18 protein-coding genes are annotated in these 16673 nt (G+C 69.1%); 8 read left to right on the top strand and 10 right to left on the bottom strand.

All coding sequences use genetic code 11. The annotated features are described in order from the left end of the window. Positions 1 to 2: 2 nt before the first annotated feature. The 5 genes from ACFWNN_RS08560 to ACFWNN_RS08540 all read right to left on the bottom strand — a co-directional run bounded on the left by ACFWNN_RS08560 (position 3) and on the right by ACFWNN_RS08540 (position 4021). Entirely contained in the window at positions 3 to 521 is a 519-nt protein-coding gene (locus ACFWNN_RS08560) for a 3-hydroxyanthranilate 3,4-dioxygenase (RefSeq protein WP_382439248.1), read from the bottom strand. Then, entirely contained in the window at positions 518 to 937 is a 420-nt protein-coding gene (locus ACFWNN_RS08555; RefSeq protein WP_382439247.1) for a RidA family protein, read from the bottom strand. The genes ACFWNN_RS08560 and ACFWNN_RS08555 overlap by 4 nt, the downstream gene beginning before the upstream one ends. Then, a complete protein-coding gene (locus ACFWNN_RS08550) occupies positions 934 to 1662 on the bottom strand; it encodes a 2-keto-4-pentenoate hydratase (protein WP_382439246.1) in 729 nt (242 codons plus the stop codon). Before ACFWNN_RS08550 ends, ACFWNN_RS08555 begins: the two co-directional genes overlap by 4 nt. Then, complete coding sequence (locus ACFWNN_RS08545; RefSeq protein ID WP_382439245.1) at positions 1647 to 3086, bottom strand: 2-hydroxymuconic semialdehyde dehydrogenase; 1440 nt, start codon at positions 3084 to 3086, stop codon at positions 1647 to 1649. Before ACFWNN_RS08545 ends, ACFWNN_RS08550 begins: the two co-directional genes overlap by 16 nt. A gap of 83 nt (positions 3087 to 3169) precedes the next feature. After that, the gene (locus ACFWNN_RS08540; protein ID WP_382439244.1) at positions 3170 to 4021 is read right to left on the bottom strand and encodes an alpha/beta fold hydrolase; all 852 of its coding nucleotides are present in this window, start codon (positions 4019 to 4021) and stop codon (positions 3170 to 3172) included. Between the two features lie 125 nt (positions 4022 to 4146). Between ACFWNN_RS08540 and ACFWNN_RS08535 the strand changes: the two genes are divergently transcribed. Then, a complete protein-coding gene (locus ACFWNN_RS08535) occupies positions 4147 to 4728 on the top strand; it encodes a CGNR zinc finger domain-containing protein (protein WP_382439243.1) in 582 nt (193 codons plus the stop codon). Here ACFWNN_RS08535 and ACFWNN_RS08530 read toward each other — a convergent pair. Next, positions 4725 to 5384 (bottom strand): alpha/beta fold hydrolase, encoded by a 660-nt coding sequence (locus ACFWNN_RS08530; protein ID WP_382439242.1) that lies wholly within the window; start codon positions 5382 to 5384, stop codon positions 4725 to 4727. The genes ACFWNN_RS08535 and ACFWNN_RS08530 overlap by 4 nt on opposite strands. A gap of 98 nt (positions 5385 to 5482) precedes the next feature. Between ACFWNN_RS08530 and ACFWNN_RS08525 the strand changes: the two genes are divergently transcribed. After that, positions 5483 to 6940: an aldehyde dehydrogenase family protein gene (locus tag ACFWNN_RS08525; RefSeq protein ID WP_382439241.1), complete on the top strand. Its 1458-nt coding sequence runs from the start codon at positions 5483 to 5485 to the stop codon at positions 6938 to 6940. A gap of 10 nt (positions 6941 to 6950) precedes the next feature. Continuing rightward, entirely contained in the window at positions 6951 to 7385 is a 435-nt protein-coding gene (locus tag ACFWNN_RS08520) for a cupin domain-containing protein (RefSeq protein WP_382439240.1), read from the top strand. 4 nt (positions 7386 to 7389) lie between these two features. Here the strand turns inward: ACFWNN_RS08520 and ACFWNN_RS08515 are convergent, their stop codons facing one another. Beyond that, on the bottom strand, positions 7390 to 8331 hold the full coding sequence (locus tag ACFWNN_RS08515) for a threonine/serine dehydratase (RefSeq protein WP_382439239.1): 942 nt from the start codon (positions 8329 to 8331) through the stop codon (positions 7390 to 7392). Beyond that, on the bottom strand, positions 8331 to 8696 hold the full coding sequence (locus ACFWNN_RS08510; protein ID WP_382439238.1) for a winged helix-turn-helix transcriptional regulator: 366 nt from the start codon (positions 8694 to 8696) through the stop codon (positions 8331 to 8333). Before ACFWNN_RS08510 ends, ACFWNN_RS08515 begins: the two co-directional genes overlap by 1 nt. Positions 8697 to 8802: 106 nt before the next feature. Between ACFWNN_RS08510 and ACFWNN_RS08505 the strand changes: the two genes are divergently transcribed. The 5 genes from ACFWNN_RS08505 (at position 8803) to ACFWNN_RS08485 (ending at position 13440) form a co-directional block, all read left to right on the top strand. After that, the gene (locus tag ACFWNN_RS08505; RefSeq protein WP_382439237.1) at positions 8803 to 9171 is read left to right on the top strand and encodes a DoxX family protein; all 369 of its coding nucleotides are present in this window, start codon (positions 8803 to 8805) and stop codon (positions 9169 to 9171) included. Positions 9172 to 9314: 143 nt separating this feature from the next. Then, on the top strand, positions 9315 to 10541 hold the full coding sequence (locus ACFWNN_RS08500) for a glycosyl hydrolase family 8 (protein WP_382439236.1): 1227 nt from the start codon (positions 9315 to 9317) through the stop codon (positions 10539 to 10541). A gap of 34 nt (positions 10542 to 10575) precedes the next feature. Then, positions 10576 to 11613, top strand: a complete 1038-nt coding sequence (locus ACFWNN_RS08495; RefSeq protein WP_382439235.1) for a right-handed parallel beta-helix repeat-containing protein — start codon at positions 10576 to 10578, stop codon at positions 11611 to 11613. A 356-nt stretch (positions 11614 to 11969) separates the two neighbouring features. Beyond that, positions 11970 to 13061, top strand: coding sequence for a VanZ family protein (locus ACFWNN_RS08490; protein ID WP_382439234.1), 1092 nt, complete (start codon positions 11970 to 11972; stop codon positions 13059 to 13061). After that, complete coding sequence (locus ACFWNN_RS08485) at positions 13036 to 13440, top strand: SRPBCC family protein (protein ID WP_382439233.1); 405 nt, start codon at positions 13036 to 13038, stop codon at positions 13438 to 13440. Before ACFWNN_RS08490 ends, ACFWNN_RS08485 begins: the two co-directional genes overlap by 26 nt. Here the strand turns inward: ACFWNN_RS08485 and ACFWNN_RS08480 are convergent. Together ACFWNN_RS08480 and ACFWNN_RS08475 are read right to left on the bottom strand one after the other, a co-directional pair. After that, the gene (locus ACFWNN_RS08480; RefSeq protein WP_382439232.1) at positions 13437 to 15533 is read right to left on the bottom strand and encodes an alpha/beta fold hydrolase; all 2097 of its coding nucleotides are present in this window, start codon (positions 15531 to 15533) and stop codon (positions 13437 to 13439) included. The two genes, ACFWNN_RS08485 and ACFWNN_RS08480, sit on opposite strands and share 4 nt — an antisense overlap. Continuing rightward, positions 15530 to 16603: a class I SAM-dependent methyltransferase gene (locus ACFWNN_RS08475; RefSeq protein ID WP_382439231.1), complete on the bottom strand. Its 1074-nt coding sequence runs from the start codon at positions 16601 to 16603 to the stop codon at positions 15530 to 15532. The genes ACFWNN_RS08480 and ACFWNN_RS08475 overlap by 4 nt, the downstream gene beginning before the upstream one ends. Positions 16604 to 16673 lie beyond the last annotated feature (70 nt).

Genomic DNA, 16673 nt, shown 5'->3' with positions numbered 1-16673 from the left:
GGTCAGCCCTTGCCGGGGTGCAGCGCGCCGCAGTTCGAGCACGTGCGGGCGTCGGTGTCGGCGTAGAACTTCTCGAACACCGGCGGCAGGTCGGCCACGATGTCGCGCACCTGCAGCTCGATCTCGTGCAGCAGGGTCGAGCAGCTCAGGCAGTACCACTGGAACCGTTCGAGCTGTCCCTCCTCGCGGACGCGTTCGATCACGAGGCCGATCGAGTCGGGGTCGGGGCGCTGCGGCGAGTGCGGGGTGTTGCCGGGCAGCAGCCACGTCTCGCCCTCGCGGATGTGCACCGTCTCGGGGCCCTCCTTCGTCATGACGTTGACGTGCATGTCGCCCTTGATCTGGTAGAACCACTCCTCGTAGGGCTCGTGGTGGAAGTCGGTGCGGCTGTTGGGACCGCCGACGATCTGCACGATGAAGTCGTCGCCGAGAGACATCGTCTTGTTGGCGACCGGGGGCTTGAGCAGGTGCCGGTTCTCGTCGATCCAGGCCTGGAAGTTGATCACGGGCGGCAGAGTCATCGGTTCTCCTCAGGCAGGCGGGCAATCGCCTGGATCTCGATCAGCAGGTGCGGGTGGGGCAACTGGTGGACGGCGACGGTCGTGCGGGCGGGACCGTTCTCGTCGAAGAACGAGGCGTAGACCTCGTTGTAGCCGCCGAAGTCGTTCATGGAGACCAGGAACGTGGTCACCTGGGTGACGTCGGCGAGCGTGCAGCCGACCTCGGCGAGGATCGCGGCGATGTTCTCGATCACGGCCTTGGTCTGCGCGCGGATGTCGAGGTTCGTGGTGCCGAGCTCGTCGACCTCGACGCCCGCGAACGTGTTGTCGGGACGCCGGGAGCTCGTGCCGGAGACGAACACCAGGTCGCCTGCCACCTTCACGTGCGGGAACCGGCCGCGCGGGCGGGCGAGTCCGGTGATCGTGCGCGCTGTCATCGCGACCGTCCTTCGAACGAGACGGGGGCGAGCCCGTCGACCGAGCACTCGACGTAGCCGTCCGTCAGCGGCAGGGCGACGGTCGCCGCGCCGGCGAGGACGACGTATCCCGCCTTCAACGGAATCCCGCGCTTGCGAGCCACCTCCTCCAACGCCACCAACGCGTTCGCCGGGTCACCGAGGATCGCACTGGTGGAGCCCTCAACCGCGGACGTCCCGACGGTGAGCCGCACCGCCCGGTCGCTGACGTCGGTCATGGGCTGCCACGCGCCTATGACGTACCCGGCGGCGGAGGTGTTGTCGGCGATGACGTCGGTGTAGGTGAAGCGGAAGTTCTCGTAGCGCGAGTCGATGATCTCGATCGCGGCCGCGACGGCGTCCACGCACTCCAGGATCGGTGTGCTGCCGTCCACGTCGCGCGCCAGCCGGTAGGCGATCTCCGGTTCGGCCTTGGGGTGGATGAGGTTCGTGCTGGTGCGGCCGTCCATCGCGTCGGTGATCCTGCCGACGATCACCTCGGACACGCCCATCTGCCTCATCTTGGCCTCGCTGGTGAAACCGAGCTTCACGCCGGTGACGGTCTCGCCGTCGCGTTCCTTGAGAGCGATGAGCGCGTGCTGGGCGGCGTAGGCCTCGTCCACCGTGAGGTCTCCGAAGCTCGGGACCTCGGTCGCCGTCGTCTGTGCTTTGTGGAGGGTCTCGGCGATGTTCACAGCTGCACGCACACATTCGTGGGTTCGGTGTAGAAGTGCAGGGACGACTCGCCGCCCTCGCGGCCGATGCCGGACATGCCCATGCCGCCGAACGGGGACCGCAGGTCGCGCAGGAACCACGTGTTCACCCACGACATGCCGACGTTCATCGCCTGGGCGACGCGGTGGCCGCGGCGCAGGTCGTTCGTCCAGACCGACGCGGCCAGGCCGTAGTCGGTGTCGTTGGCGAGCGCGATGGCCTCGTCCTCGCCGTCGAACGGGATCAGCGCGGCGACCGGGCCGAAGACCTCCTCGCGCACCACGCGGTCGGCGTTGGTGAGCCCGGTCCACAGCGTCGGTTCGATCCACGAGCCGTTGCGCAGGTCCTCGGCCATGTCCGGGATGCCGCCGCCGGTGATCGCCTTCGCGCCGGACTCCTCGGCGAGCGCGAGGTAGTCGAGCACCTTGCGGCGATGCTGCTGCGAGATCAACGGACCGGTCGTCGTCGCCTCGTCGTTGGGATCGCCGAGCCGCAACGCCCGTGCGCGTTCCACGAGACCGTCCGCGACGTCGGCGAAGATCGACCGCTGCACGTAGACGCGTTCGGTGCAGAGGCAGACCTGGCCGGTGTTGGTGAAGATCGCCCGGCTCAGCCCGGTGAGCGCCTCGTCGAGGTCCACGTCGTCGAACACGATCGCCGCGTTCTTGCCGCCGAGCTCGAACGACACGGGCCGCACGCGCGGCGCGACGGACCGCATGACGCGGGTGCCGGTCGCGGTGGAGCCGGTGAACGTCACCCCGTCGATGCCGGCGTGGCCGACCAGGAGCTCACCGATGTCACCGTGACCGTGCACCACGTTGTACGCGCCGGCAGGCAGTCCCGCGTCCCTGAGCACCTCGGCGAGCAACGTCGCCGTGCCGGGCGTGAACTCGCTCGGCTTGACCACGACGCTGTTGCCGCACGCGAGCGCCGCCGACACCTTCCACGTAAGCAGCAGGAGTGGAAGGTTCCACGGCACGATGACCGCGACCACGCCGAGAGGCTTGCGCACGGCGTAGTTCAACGCCTGCCTGCCGTCGGCGAGGTCGGTGAGGAACGACTCCTGCCCGGCCGCCGACACGACGTCCGCGAACGTCCGGAAGTTGTGCACCGCGCGGGCCACGTCGAGGTCGCGGGCGAGCTGGACGGGCTTGCCGGTGTCCGCGACCTCGGCCGCGACGAACTCCTCGAACCGCGCCTCGATGCCGTCTGCCGCGCGCCGCAGCACCGCGGCCCGTTCCCGCACCGGCACCCGGTCCCAGCCCGACGTCGCCGCCGCCGCGACCGCCTGGTCGACCAGCAACGCGTCGGCGACCTGCACCATCGCGTGCGTCCTGCCGGTCGCCGGGTCGACGTCGCCGAACGCCGCGTCCCGCTCGGCGAAGGCGCCGCCGACGAAGTTGCGGATCATTTCCATGCCCACCACTGTGGCCAGGGCCCGCCATGCTCCGCCAATGCCGTTCTCGCGGCAGGTCATGCCTCTCGGGGCATAGCCCCAGATCAGACGAAGGTCTTCGCCAGCAGCGCGTGCACGTGCTCGGCGATCTCGTCGGCGGCCTCCTCGATCGCGAAGTGGCCGGTGTCGAGCAGGACGACCTCGGCCTCCGGCACGTCCCGGCGGTAGGCCTCGGCTCCGGCGGGGATGAAGAACGTGTCGTGCCGGCCCCAGACCGCGAGCACGGCGGGCTGCCGTTCGCGCAGCCACGCCTGCCAGGCCGGGTAGCGCTCCAGGTTGGTCTGGTAGTCCCACAGCAGGGACTTCATGTAGTCGGCGCGGCCGGGCAGGTCGAGCACGGCCTGGTCGGCGAGCGCCTGCTCCGGGTCGATGTGCTCGGGGTCCTTCGCGCCGGTGAGCCACTGGTGCCGCGTGCCGTCGATGCTCACGACCCAGTCGACCGACTCCTGGTCCACGGACCTGTCCTGCCACCAGCCGTTCAGCACCTGCATGTCCGGGCCGAGGCCGTCGGTGTAGGCGTTGCCGTTCTGCGTGATCACGGCCTTCACGCGCTGGTCGTGCTCTAGCGCCACGCGGAAGCCGACCGGCGAGCCGAAGTCGAACATGTAGACGGCGTAGTCGCCGATGCCGAGCTGGTCGATCACGCGGCCGGTGACGTCGGCCAGCCGGTCGAAGGTGGGGTCGCCGGGCAGCGGGTCGGACGAGCCGAAGCCCGGGTAGTCGATCGCGACGACGTGCCACGACGCGGCGAGGCGGTCGATCAGCCGCACGTAGGCGCGGGTGCTCGACGGATAGCCCGGCAGCAGGAGGACGGTCGGCCTGGCCGCGTCCCCCGCCTCGCGGACGAACACCTTCAGGCCGTCGATCTCGACGTGGCGGTGACGGATGGCGGGCATGTCGGTCTCCCTCGGTTCTGACTAATGGGTAAACCGACCGTATACACGTTAGGTCACGCGCCGCAAGGCCACCTGGCGGAAATCTGCTAACGTGTGAGATGTACTTCTAACCGTTAGGAGCGGGTGTGACGACACTGGCGGACTTCCAGGCGGCGGGGTTCCCGATGGGGGCCGAGCCGCTCGTCGCGCTCGACCTGGTGGACACGGAGGCGTTGTGCCTGGACCCGGTCAGGGACCTCCTGCCGGACGAGGAGGACAACGCGAAGTGGTGGGCGTTGCAGGCGGATCGCGTGCCGGCTGGGCCGCCGCCGTCGCTGGTCGCGACCCGGCGGCTGCGGGTCCTGCTGCGGAACCTGTTCGACGCGCACATGACGGGGACCGCGCCTGATCCGGCGTTGATCGCGGACCTCAACGCGGTCGCGGCGGCCGTGCCGACCAGCCCACGGCTCGACGGGTGGGGTGCCGACGCGCGCGCCGGGACCCGCTGGCACGACGACTACAACGGACACCCCGCGCTGGCCGCGATCGCGGGCGAGGCGATCCGGCTGCTGGCCGACCAGACACGGCTGGAGTCGCTGCGCGCGTGCGCCAACCCCGTCTGCTCGATGCTGTTCCTGGCCGAAAACCGGCGCCGGATGTGGTGCGCGGCCAACGTGTGCGGCAACCGCGCCCGCGTGGCCCGGCACTACGAGAAGACCCGCGCCTAGACCTTCGTGATCTGGTGCAGCAGCACCGCGAGCGGGCCGGGCATCGACAGGAACGGCGAGTGCGACGCCGGCAGGTGGTGCACGACCGACGCGCGCGCGGCCATCTCCTCCTGCAACGACGGCGGCATCGTCTTGTCGTTGTCGCACACCAGGTACGTGGACGGGATCGTGAGCCAGCCGGCCGCGCGCAGCCGGTCCGTGCCGGACCTGGCGCTCTGCGGCCGCAGCCGGGCGACGGCCCGTTCGGCCACCTGCGGGTCGACGTCGCCGTAGAACTGGGCCACCGCGTCGACCGGCGGCGGCACCAGGTCGGTGTCGAACGACGGCAGGCCCGCCACCTCGGCGATCGACGTCCCGGGCTCCACCATCCACGCCGCCAGGTAGACGAGGCGCGTCACGTGCGCCGCCCCGGCCGTCGCCTCCGTCACCGGGAAGCCGCCGTAGGAGTGCCCGACCACGGCGACCGGCCGGTCGATGGCGGTGATCGCGTGCCGGATGGCCTCGGCGTCCTCGTGCAGCCCGGCAGGCGTTCCGGCGCTCGGCAGGTCGACCGTCCGCGCGGTCCGGCCGAGCCGGTTGAGCTCGGCGACCAGCGACTCCCAGCACCACGGGCCGTGGTACGCGCCGTGCACCAGAAGGATGTCAGGTAAGAGCATCGGTTCTCCCGCCAAGAGGCCGGAATCCTCTCACGGGCATGCCTCACGCCGAAAAAGGCATTGGCAGATGTGGTCACGATGCGTGATTGTCATAGTTTATGACCATTGACTCGCTCTACCCACCGCTCATCAACGGCGAGTTCAAGGCGGTGACGGCCGAGACGTTCCCCGCCGTGAACGCCGCCACCGGCGAGCACCTGGCCGACCTCACCGCCTCCGGTCAGGCCGAGATCGACGCCGCCGTCGCCGCCGCGAAGGCCGCCTTCCCCGCGTGGGCCCGCACCCCCGCCGTCCAGCGCGCGCGGCTGCTGCTGAAGGTCGCGGACTGGCTGGAGGAGAACACCGACCGGCTCGTCCGGATCGACGCCCTCGACATCGGCCGCACGGTCTTCGAGCTCCCGCAGGACTACCGGCAGGCGATCGGCCAGTACCGGTTCTTCGCCGCGGCGATCATGACCCACGACGGCTGGACCAACTCCGTCCCCGGCGGCTGGGCGATCGCGAAGCGCGAACCGCTCGGCGTGGTCGGCCAGATCATCCCGTGGAACGTGCCGGCCATCATGGTCAGCTTCAAGCTCGCGCCCGCGCTGGCCGCCGGCAACACCGTGGTGCTCAAGCCGGACGAGAACGCCTCGCTGTCCACAATGGAGCTGGCGAAGCACCTGGCCGAGATCTTCCCGCCCGGCGTGGTCAACGTCGTCCCCGGCTTCGGCGAGACGGCGGGCGCCGCGTTGACCGCCCACCCGGACGTGGCGAAGCTCGCGTTCACCGGCTCGTCCGAGGTCGGCCGGATCATCGCGCACGCGGGCGCGTCCCGGCTCGTACCCGTGTCGCTCGAACTGGGCGGGAAGTCTCCAAACATCGTCTTCCCGGACATCGACGACATCGACGCCGTGGTCGACAACACGACGTTCGCCGCGACGTTCTGCAACGGCCAGTCGTGCCTCGCGGGCACCCGCCTGTTCGTGCACGACGACATCTACCCGGACTTCCTGGCGCGCCTGACCGCTGCGTTCCAGAACATCCGCGTCGGCTCCCCGCTCGACCCAGCCACCCGCCTCGGCTGTCTCGTTTCGCAGACGCAGGGCGAACGTGTCAGTTCGTACATCGAAGCGGGGCGCGCGGAGGCAAACCTCGTCACCGGCGGCGGCCGCGTCGACGTCCCCGGCAACGAGGCGGGCTGGTTCATCGAGCCGACGATCTTCGAGACGTCCAACGACACCCGCGTCGCCCAGGAGGAGATCTTCGGCCCGGTGCTGTCGATCCTCCGCTGGCACGACTTCGACACGATGATCGAGCAGGCCAACGACGTCGAGTACGGCCTGGCCTCCGGCGTCTACACCTCGAACCTGCGCAACGCCATGCGCACCGCCGACCGCCTGCAGGCCGGCAACGTCTGGGTCAACCAGTACGTGAACCTCGTCGACGGCTCCCCGTTCGGCGGCTACAAGAACAGCGGACTGGGCCGCGAGGTGTGCAAGGAGACACTTGACATGTACACGCAGCTCAAGAGCATCATGCTGGCGGAGCAGGTTCCTGCCCCGTTCTTCGTCTGAGGAGAGTCCAATGCGGACGTTGCGCCGGCTCGCGCTGGTCACGGCGGTCATCGGCCTGACGGCCGCCGCGTCCCCAGGAGTCGCCGGCGCGACACCGGGGTACGGGGTCAGCGCGGTCACGATCTTCGACCACACCGTCGGCGGAACCCAGTACGTGCTGCGCGAGATCACCATCGCCCCGGGCGGCTCCACCGGCTGGCACTACCACCCCGGCCCGGTGAAGGGCGTGGTCACCCAGGGCGTGCTGACCCACAACGAGTCCGACTGCTCGATCGACGGCATCTACCGGCCCGGTCAGTTCATCACCGAGCCCAACGGCACCGGGTACGTCCACATCGGACGGAACCTGACGACCGGCCCGGTGGTGCTGGAAGTGCTCTACCAGAACCCGGTGGGCGGCCCGCTGGCCGTGAGCACGCCGAACCCCGGCTGTTCCTTCGAGTGACGCGTCACCCGACCCAACGACGATAGGCGTCGGCGTCGACGTTGTTGCCGCAGATCACGGTGACGACGTGCCGCCCGGCGAAGCGGTCGCGGTCCTCCAGGACCGCGGCCACGCCTAGGGCCGCCGAAGGTTCGACGACCAGGCCGGCGTGCTCGAAGAGCAGGCGCATTCCCGCGATGATCGACGACTCGCTGACGAGCACGGCGTCGTCCGCCACGACGAGCAGGTCGTCCAGCACCTCCGCGATGGGGAACCGCCCGGCCACGCCGTCCGCGATGGTGTCGGCCGTCTCGGTCGTGACGACGCGCCGCTCGCGCCAGGACAGCGTCAACGCGGGCGCGCGCTCAGGCTGCACGCAGATCACCTCGACTCCGGGCCTGGCCGACTTGACGACGTGACCCACGCCCGTGGCCATCGCGCCGCCGCCCAGCGCGATCAGCACGGCGTCGAACTCGCCGTCCAGCTCGAGACCGATCGTCGCGGCGCCTTCGCACGTCTCGACGTCCAGACTGTCCTCCAGCAACCGGATGTCCCGTTCCGCCGCGATGCGCACCGCCCGTTGGCGGGCCAGCTCGAAGTCGCCGTCCACCAGCTCCAGCTCGGCCCCCAGCGCGCGGATCCGGTCCAGCTTGACCACGGGTGCCCGCGTCGAGGCCACCACCGTCACGTCGAGGCCACGCCGTCGTCCCGACCACGCGAGCGCCTGCCCCAGGTTGCCCGCGCTGGCGCACACCACGGCCCTGCGACCCTGCTCGACGAGACCGCTGGTGACGAGCTCGGTCCCCCGGCCCTTGAAGCTGCGCACCGGGTTCGCGGTCTCCAGCTTGACGCTCACGGCGCAGCCCAGCGCACGGCAGAGCGCCTCGCAGCGGAACAGCGGGGTGTCCAGGTACACCGGGTCGATCACCTGCCGGGCCGCGCGGATCCGGTCGAGGTCGAGGCGCATCACCGGCTCCTGTTCGCGTTGATCTCGTCGCGGTGCTCCAGCGCCCACTCGGCGAGCGCGATCACCAGCGGCATCAACGTCTTCCCGAGGTCGGTCAGCTCGTACTCGACCCGCGGCGGCACCTCGGCGTAGGCGGTGCGGCTGACGAGACCGTCCTCGACGAGGTGCTTCAGCGTCAGCGTGAGCATGCGTTGCGAGATGCCGGTGACGGTCTGCTCCAGCTCCTTGAAGCGCAACGGTCCCTCCCGCAGCGCGCCGACGACCAGCAGGCTCCACTTGTCGCCGATCCGGTCGAGGACCTGGCGGACCGCGCCCCCGTCGTCCATGGGCGGCGGGCAGCCGTCGGCACGCGTGAACCCGGTCACAGCCGGACCTCCTGTCCTGGACACATACACGGTTGTGCCTTTTGCAGCGACCTCAATGCAGACACAACATGAGGCTACGCACAAGGCGTAAGGATTGGAGTCTGCAATGAACATCGCACTGTGGGTGGCCCAGGTGCTGCTGGCCGTCGCCTACCTGGGCAGCGGCGTGATGAAGCTGGTCCGCTCGCGCGCGGAGATCATCGCGTCCGGCAGCGGGAACTGGGCGAAGGACTTCTCCGACTCGGCGGTGAAGGGCATCGGCGCCGTCGAGGTGCTCGGCGCGCTGGGATTGGTCCTGCCGTGGGCGACCGGCATCGCCCCGATCCTGACGCCGATCGCCGCCGCCGGGCTCGTCGTCGTCCAGCTCGTCGCGACGCGGGTGCACCTGAAGATCAACGAGACGAAGACGTTGCCCGTCAACGTGATTCTGCTGCTTCTGGCGGCTTTTGTCGCAATCGGCCGTTTCGCAGGCTGAACCCGTCGCGAAACGTCCCAACCAGACAATTCGCTTATAGTATGTAAAGTTTCCTATCATATTGACCAAGGGTCTAGACGTGTGCCACGCTCACCAAAATCGCCGCCCTCCAAGAGAAACCGGTCACACCGAGCGAGGGACACATGCGCAAAACCCTGCAAGCACTGGCTTTGACCGCTGTAGCGGCCACGAGTCTCCTCACCTCGCACTCGGCGATCGCCGCCCCCGTGGCGGCGAAAGCCGCGGCGTCCCCCTACGTTCCCGGCACCCTGCGCCCGTCCGCCGACCAGGCGACGCAGGACGCCGCGCTGATGAAGTACTGGAACTTCTGGAAGACGAACTTCCTGAGCACCAAGTGCGGTTCCGGTACTTATGCCGTGCTGTCCAAGGACGCCGACCACGCCTACGTCGCCGAGGGCGAGGGCTACGGCATGACGATCGCCGCGATGATGGGCGCCAAGGACCCCCAGGCGCGGGCGATCTTCGACGGCATCCTGAAGTTCGTGAAGGCCCACCCGTCGGTCAACAACAAGGACCTGCACGCGGCCGAGCAGGACGCGAACTGCAAGAGCGTCAACGGCAGCGACTCCGCGACCGACGGCGACCTGGAGATCGCGTACGGCCTGCTCGTCGCCGACAAGGTCTGGGGCTCCTCGGGTTCGGTGAACTACCTGGCCGAGGCCAAGCGGGTCATCAACGCCATCAAGGCGTCCGAGGTCAACTCCAGCTCGAAGTTCATGCTGCTGGGCGACTGGGGCAACGACGCCGAGTACAAGAACAGCTCGCGCTCGTCGGACTGGATGCCGGGCCACTTCCGGGCGTTCGCCAAGGCCACCGGTGACTCGACCTGGACCAGCGTCCGCACCACGCACGAGAACGCGATCACCAAGCTCCAGTCGCAGTTCTCGTCGACGACCGGCCTGCTGCCCGACTTCGTGGTGAACACGAACAGCAGCAGCATCAAGCCCGCGCCGGCGAACTTCCTCGAAGGCTCCTACGACGGCGCCTACAGCTGGAACGCCTGCCGCGACCCGTGGCGCCTCGGCGCCGACGCCATCACCGCGTCCGACAGCGCCGCGAAGGCCCAGGTCCGCAAGATGAACACCTGGATCCAGTCCAAGACCGGCGGCGACCCCGCCAAGATCGGCTCGGGCTACAAGCTGAACGGCACCGCCACCGAGTCAGGCGAGCACCCCTGCTTCACCGCGCCGTTCGCCGTGGCCGCCATGACCGACCCGGGCAGCCAGGCCTGGCTCGACAAGCTCTTCGCGCAGATCAACAAGTTCAGCCCGGACAAGAACGACTACTACGGCACCGGCATCACCCTCCAGGTGCTCATCATCCTGTCCGGCAACTTCGTCGCTCCTTAAGTCACCTCCGCCGCCCTGACCCACGGAGGTTTCCTTGCAGTACCGCAAAACCTGCGCGGTGGCGGTAACGCTGCTGGCGGCCACCCAGTGGACGCCGGCAGCGCAAGCCGCGACCGTCACCGTCACCACCGCGGCCCAACTCAAGACCGCACTGGCCAACGCCACCCCCGGCACGACCATCTCCCTGGCAGCGGGCACCTACCGAGGCTCGTTCGTCACCCAAAAGCCAGGCACGTCCTCCCAGCCGATCACCCTGACCGGCCCCACCACCGCGATCCTGATCAACGACGGCCCGTCCGGCGACCCACCGGACTGCCCCACACCGGCGCCAGGCTACGACTCGGGCTACGGCCTCTGGCTGTCCAACGCCCCATACTGGAACCTGACCGGCTTCACCGTCGCGGAGTCCAAGAAGGGCATCGTCGCCGACAACTCCCACCACACGGTCATAGACCGGGTGACCGTCCACCACGTCGACGAGGAGGGCGTGCACTTCCGCAAGTCCTCCGCGGACAGCATCATCCGCAACTCCAAGATCACCGACACCGGCCTGGTCCAAACCGGCTACGGCGAAGGCGTCTACATCGGCTCGGCCGAGTCCAACTGGGAGTGCCACGGCAACAGCAACGGCACCGACAAGAGCGACCGCGTCCAGGTCCTCGACAACACCATCGGCCCGAACGTCACCGCCGAACACATCGACATCAAGGAGGGCACCCAGAACGGAGTGATCCGAGGCAACACCTTCACCGGCCAAGGCATCTCAGGCCAGCACTCCGCCGACTCCTGGGTGGACGTGAAGGGCTCCGGCTACCTCCTGGAGAACAACACAGGCACCTTCCGCAAACCGGGCACCCTCGCCAACGGCTACGAGACCCACCAGATCACCGGCGGCCTCAGCGGCTGCGGCAACACCTGGAAGAACAACAGGTCGGACGTGGGCAACTCCGGCGAGTACGCCATCAAGATCACGACGCTGTCCCAGTGCACCAGCAAGCCCAACGTGGTCTACGCGTCCAACACGGTGACAGGCGCCAAGAAGGGCCTGACCAACGCCAAGGTGACGCCGTAGCCCCCGCCGAGCTACCCGACCTCAACGCAATGCCGAAGGCGAGGCGTCCTTCCTGGGCGCACCACGGCAACCGGTAGTGACGTGACGTACCTGCCCAAACGCGCCCACGCCGCAAAGAGATTGGGGCTTGACTTTGGGTGCGAGAAGCTAGCACCTCGCAAGGGCCCCGAAGTCAAGCCCCAATCTCTATCGACGCGCCAGCGGCGATGACGCAACCAACACTCGTCCAAGGTCTCTGCACCCCAACGCGCCCAAACAACAAAGGTGACCCGACCGGCCCACCCCACAGCCGCCATCCGACGGATTCCACAGAAACTCGGGTTTGACCAAGCCCCAAACCGGGCATTGGATCGCTCATGATGGCGTCGTACTGGGAAACCGCCCGAACCGGTTTCCTGGCGTTCGTAGGGGTAGGACTACTGGTCCTGGTCCCCCTGATCCTCCTGCACTACTTCCGCTTCCGCCGAGTAGAGCCCCGCCGAGCGTTCGTCCTCTACGGCCTGCTCCTCTACGGCCTGGTAGCCCTGGCGCTGATCTTCCTCCCCTTCCCCACAGACCCGGCCAACCTGTGCACCGGCGACCAGATGCTGTCCACCACCCCGTTCCAGTGGGTCACCGACATGAGCAACAACATGGCGGCCTACGGACGGCACGGCATAGCCGCCATGGTCCAATCCCAGGCCTTCCTCCAGCAGCTCTTCAACGTCGCGCTCTTCGTCCCCCTCGGCATAGTCCTGCGCAAGGCCTACAGCAAGGGCCCCCTGGCGGTGATCGCCATCGCCGCAGGCCTCTCCCTGGCCGTGGAAGTGGTCCAGTACACCGGCAACCTGGGCTTCTACCCGTGCCCGTACCGGATCGCCGACGTGGACGACCTGATCTCCAACACCTTCGGCGGCCTGCTGGGCTGGATGCTCGCCCCGGCCGCCTTCGTGGTCCCACGAGTCCCCTCGTCAGAGGAGTCCGAGGCGCCTCAGGGAACCGTGACCGTGCCGCGGAGGCTGCTGGGCCTGATCTCCGAACTGGTCCTGGTGATCGTGATCGCCAAGCTCGTACTGCACAGCAACCCGCTGTGGGCGGTCTGCGTCCTGGCGGCCTTCCGCATCGTCCTGCCGGCGGCAACCAACGGCATGACCATCGGCGGCATCCTCTTCAACTACCGCATCCGAGCGGAAACAGGCGCCCGCGCCAACCCTCTCCTCCTCATCCCACGCGAACTGCTCGGCTTCACCGGCTTCATGGCGTACGCGACGGTCGTGTCGCCGAAAATCAACATCGGCTGGTGGGACCTGGCGATCGTGGCGCTGTACGTGGGCGGCGCGTTCGTCGTACCGATCTTCCGCCGCGACCAGCGGGGGTGGCACGAACAGGTGGCGCACACCAGGGACGTGTTCACCCACGAGAAGGCCGGGTACCCGGACCGCCATGACGACGTACACGCACACAGCTGAGGCGGACATCCCGGCCGACACGCTGTTCGGTTTCCTGGCCGAGCCGCGCAACCTGCCGCGCTACTTCCCGCAGATGACCGCCGCCGAACCGGAAGGCGGCGAGCAGGTCCACGTGGAGGCCGAGGTGCACGGCCACCACGTGGAGGGCGAGGCGTGGGTGCGGCCCGACGCGGAACGCCGCACCCTGGAGTGGGGTGCCGAAGGTCCGGACGACTACCACGGCGAACTGCAGGTCGAGGAGGTCGCGCCGGGACGGTCGCGGATCACCGTGAGCCTCCACAGCGTCCGGGAGGCGCGGGGTGACGAGGTGCAACGCGGGCTGGAGCAGACGGTGGCGGTGCTGACCCAGACCGCCGCGGCGGACGACCGGGCGGACTAGAGCAGCTCCGCGAGCAGTGCGGCGGCCCGCGCCGCCCCGTCCTGCTCCACCTCCCGGTAGGAAACACGACGGCCCAGCTCTTCCGCGATGGCCGAGGCCAGCCCGTCCGCCACGTCCTCGTAGCTCATGTGCCGGCCGGCGCCGTACCGGTCGAGCCGGTGCCGCACGTGGAAGTTCTGCTCGAAGTGGTGCCGCAGCGGAACGTAGATGAACGGGCGGCGGGCCGCGGTCAGCTCCATGCACGTGGTCAGCCCGCCCTGGACCACCGCCACATCGCACGCGGCGAGCACCTGCGGCAGATCAGGAACGAACCCGCGGATCGAGACCGCCGGATGCACCGGCAACGCCGACGGATCGATCCGAGGCCCGGTGACGACGAGAAACCTCAACCCTGGCACGAGTCGAACCGCCTCGGGCACAACGGAGAGCACGAGCCTCAACAACGACTCCCCCACCCCCGAACCACCCACCGTCACCACGCACAGCTTCTCGCCCGCACGAACGCCGATCCGGCGGCGCACCGCAGCCGACGCGCGTTCGGACGGTGGGTCGAACCCCGTGACGTAGCCGGAGAAGTCGAAGTTCTGCTCCGTCCACTCGCGAATCGCCGGCAACCCCTCCCCGAACGGCAGCGTGACCACGTCGTCCGGGTTGCCGACGAACACCGACCGGTCCCGCACCCGGCGCAGCCGCGCCCGTTGCGAGATCATCTCGAGGTTGTAGTCGGCGGTGAGGCGCTGTTCCCGGGCGCCGCCGTCGGGCATGGGCAGCCAGCCGACGAAGTCCGTCAGCCACGCGAACGAGAACCGCTTCAGCCCGGGGTTCTCGTGCAGGAAGTAGTCGACGTCCCAGGCCTCGTCGCCGACGACGAGGTCGTACGGCTCGGCCTCCAGCAGGTCCTGGAACACCATGAAGTTGTTCACCAGCACCGCGTCCAGCCGCCGGAACGCCTCGAAGACGTGCAGGTCGTGCTCCCCGGAGTCCTCCTCGACGTGCGCCGACTCGTTCGCCAGCCACGCCGACGCCGGGTGGATCCGCTCCTGAGCGGGCCCGAGCACCTCGGTCACCGGGTGCTGGGCGAGCCAGTCGATCTCCAGCCGCGGCTCCAGCTTGCGCAGCTCGGTGGCGATGGCCAGGTCGCGCCGGGCGTGCCCGAGACCGATCGGCGAACTCAGGTAGAGCGCCCGCAACGGCCGGGTCCGGGACGTCCGCACGGTCCGGGCGACGGGGTGCACGCGGTCGACGAAGTCCTTGATCAGCAGGTTGATCCGGACCGGGTCGCGCGCGTGCACCCCGTGCCCGGCGCCGTCGATCAGCACGAGGTCGCCACCGGTCAGCTCGGCCAGGCGCGCGCCGATGGCGTGCGGACGGATCTGGTCGTCGGTCCCGTGGATCACCAGCACCGGGCACCGGAGCCGCCTGCACTCGTCCTCGATGGACCCCGAGGCCAACCGCCCGGCGGTCGTGTCGACGAGCGTGACCGGGTCGATCTCGTGCGCCCACCGCACCGCGTCCTCGATCTGCTTCGTCGAGTGGGGTTCGGCGAACATGCGCGCGAAGAACCACGAGGTGAAGTCGTCGTAGCCGCCGCCGAGCCAGCAGTGCCGGTTGTACGGCGTCGCGCCTTCCTCCGCCTCCCAGGCTTCCCGCTCCAGCTCCTGAACGCCGATGAGCGACCCGCTGGCCGGCCCGATCGCGACGATCCCGGTGACCCGCGAGGGATGGCGAGCCGCCGCGAGCACCGACCACGCGTCGCCACGGGACAACCCCACCAGCACGGCCCGCGCGGTGTCGGTGGCGTCCAGCACGGCGATCGCGTCCTCGGCGTACTCCGAATCCACATAGGACTCGAAGCCGACAGGCCGGCTGGACTCGCCGCTGCCGCGCCCGTCGAACGTCACCACCCGGAAGTGCCGCGCCAGGAAGGGAACCTGGGCCTTCCAGAACAGGGACGGCACGATCGACCAGGTGGGCATGAGCAGCAGCGTCGGCCTGCCTGGGTTGTCGTAGACCCGGAACGCGAGCCGCACCCCGGCGCGGTCGGCGAACCCGGTGCGGTCGGCCTCGCGCACCGGGCGCGGCTCGGCGTTCACGGGCGGACTTCGAGGACCTGGTTGAACGGCGTCTGCGCGACACCGGCGAACCGGGTGAACCCGCCGGCGACCGCGACGTCGCGCAGCCGTGCGGGCCCGGCCTGGGTGCCCAGCGCGAGACCGACGTCCTGCGACAGCGACGCGGGCGTGCACAGCAGCGTCGAGAAGCCGTAGTAGGTGCGGCCGACGGGGTTGAGGTTGTCCTCGACCCGGTCACCAGCCATCGGTTCGACGATCATCCACGTGCCGTCGGCCGCCACCGCGTCCCGCACGTGCTGCGCGGCGCCGACCGGGTCGCCCATGTCGTGCAGGCAGTCGAACATGGTCACCAGGTCGTAGCCGGTGCCGGTGAAGTCCTTGGCGGACGCCACCTCGAACGTGACGCGGTCGCTCACCCCGGCGGCCTCCGCCCGTTCGCGCGCGACCTGGATCGACTCCGGGTGGTAGTCCGACCCGACGAAGGTGGAGGCCGGGAACGCCTGTGCCATCAGGATCGTTGATGCCCCGTGGCCGCAGCCGACGTCCGCGACCCGTGCGCCGGCGCGGAGCTTGTCGACCACACCGTCCAGCGCGGGGAGCCAGCCGTCGATCAGGTTGGCCGAGTAGTTGGGCCGGAAGAACCGCTCGCAGCCGACGTGCACGTCGGTGTCGTGCTCGTGCCAGCCGACGCCGGACCCGCTGCGCGCCGCGTCCAGCACCCGTCCGGCGTCGTGGACGGTGCCGAGCGCGATCTGGAACATGCCGGGCAGGAACGCCGGGCTGTCCTCGACCGTCAACGCCACGGCGTGCTCGATCGGCAGCGCATACCTGCTGGTGGCGGGGTCGTAGGTGACGTACCCGCCCGCCGCCTGGGCGTTGAGCCACTCCCGCACGTACGGCTCGGCGGTGGCCGTCCGGTCGGCGAGCTCGGCGGCGCTGACCGGTTCCCCGTCGGCCATGGCGCGGTAGTAGCCGAGCTTGTCGCCCATCACCACGAGCGCGGCGTTGAGCGTGGCGCCCACCTCGTCGACGGCGCGGAACACGAACTGCATGAGCTTGTCGGTGTCGACCTCGGGTCTTGTCGTGGTCATCTCTTTCCCTCCCTGGTGAGGGTCCGGAACCTATGAGCGGCGGCGACGTGGCCGCATCAGGTGCCCCACC

The sequence above is a fragment of the Lentzea sp. NPDC058450 genome, assembly GCF_042721395.1.
In the GTDB taxonomy this organism is placed as follows: domain Bacteria; phylum Actinomycetota; class Actinomycetes; order Mycobacteriales; family Pseudonocardiaceae; genus Lentzea.
Note: the sequence above shows the minus strand (reverse complement) of the source record. Positions and strands in the feature narration are given on the sequence as shown.

Excerpts from the sequence above, each read along its gene's own strand:
- ACFWNN_RS08560 (WP_382439248.1), bottom strand. The coding sequence starts at position 521 with ATGACTCTGCCGCCCGTGATCAACTTCCAGGCCTGGATCGACGAGAAC.
- ACFWNN_RS08555 (WP_382439247.1), bottom strand. The coding sequence starts at position 937 with ATGACAGCGCGCACGATCACCGGACTCGCCCGCCCGCGCGGCCGGTTC.
- ACFWNN_RS08545 (WP_382439245.1), bottom strand. The coding sequence starts at position 3,086 with ATGGAAATGATCCGCAACTTCGTCGGCGGCGCCTTCGCCGAGCGGGAC.
- ACFWNN_RS08540 (WP_382439244.1), bottom strand. The coding sequence starts at position 4,021 with ATGCCCGCCATCCGTCACCGCCACGTCGAGATCGACGGCCTGAAGGTG.
- ACFWNN_RS08530 (WP_382439242.1), bottom strand. The coding sequence starts at position 5,384 with ATGCTCTTACCTGACATCCTTCTGGTGCACGGCGCGTACCACGGCCCG.
- ACFWNN_RS08525 (WP_382439241.1), top strand. The coding sequence starts at position 5,483 with ATGACCATTGACTCGCTCTACCCACCGCTCATCAACGGCGAGTTCAAG.
- ACFWNN_RS08520 (WP_382439240.1), top strand. The coding sequence starts at position 6,951 with ATGCGGACGTTGCGCCGGCTCGCGCTGGTCACGGCGGTCATCGGCCTG.
- ACFWNN_RS08515 (WP_382439239.1), bottom strand. The coding sequence starts at position 8,331 with ATGCGCCTCGACCTCGACCGGATCCGCGCGGCCCGGCAGGTGATCGAC.
- ACFWNN_RS08505 (WP_382439237.1), top strand. The coding sequence starts at position 8,803 with ATGAACATCGCACTGTGGGTGGCCCAGGTGCTGCTGGCCGTCGCCTAC.
- ACFWNN_RS08500 (WP_382439236.1), top strand. The coding sequence starts at position 9,315 with ATGCGCAAAACCCTGCAAGCACTGGCTTTGACCGCTGTAGCGGCCACG.
- ACFWNN_RS08490 (WP_382439234.1), top strand. The coding sequence starts at position 11,970 with ATGATGGCGTCGTACTGGGAAACCGCCCGAACCGGTTTCCTGGCGTTC.
- ACFWNN_RS08485 (WP_382439233.1), top strand. The coding sequence starts at position 13,036 with ATGACGACGTACACGCACACAGCTGAGGCGGACATCCCGGCCGACACG.
- ACFWNN_RS08475 (WP_382439231.1), bottom strand. The coding sequence starts at position 16,603 with ATGACCACGACAAGACCCGAGGTCGACACCGACAAGCTCATGCAGTTC.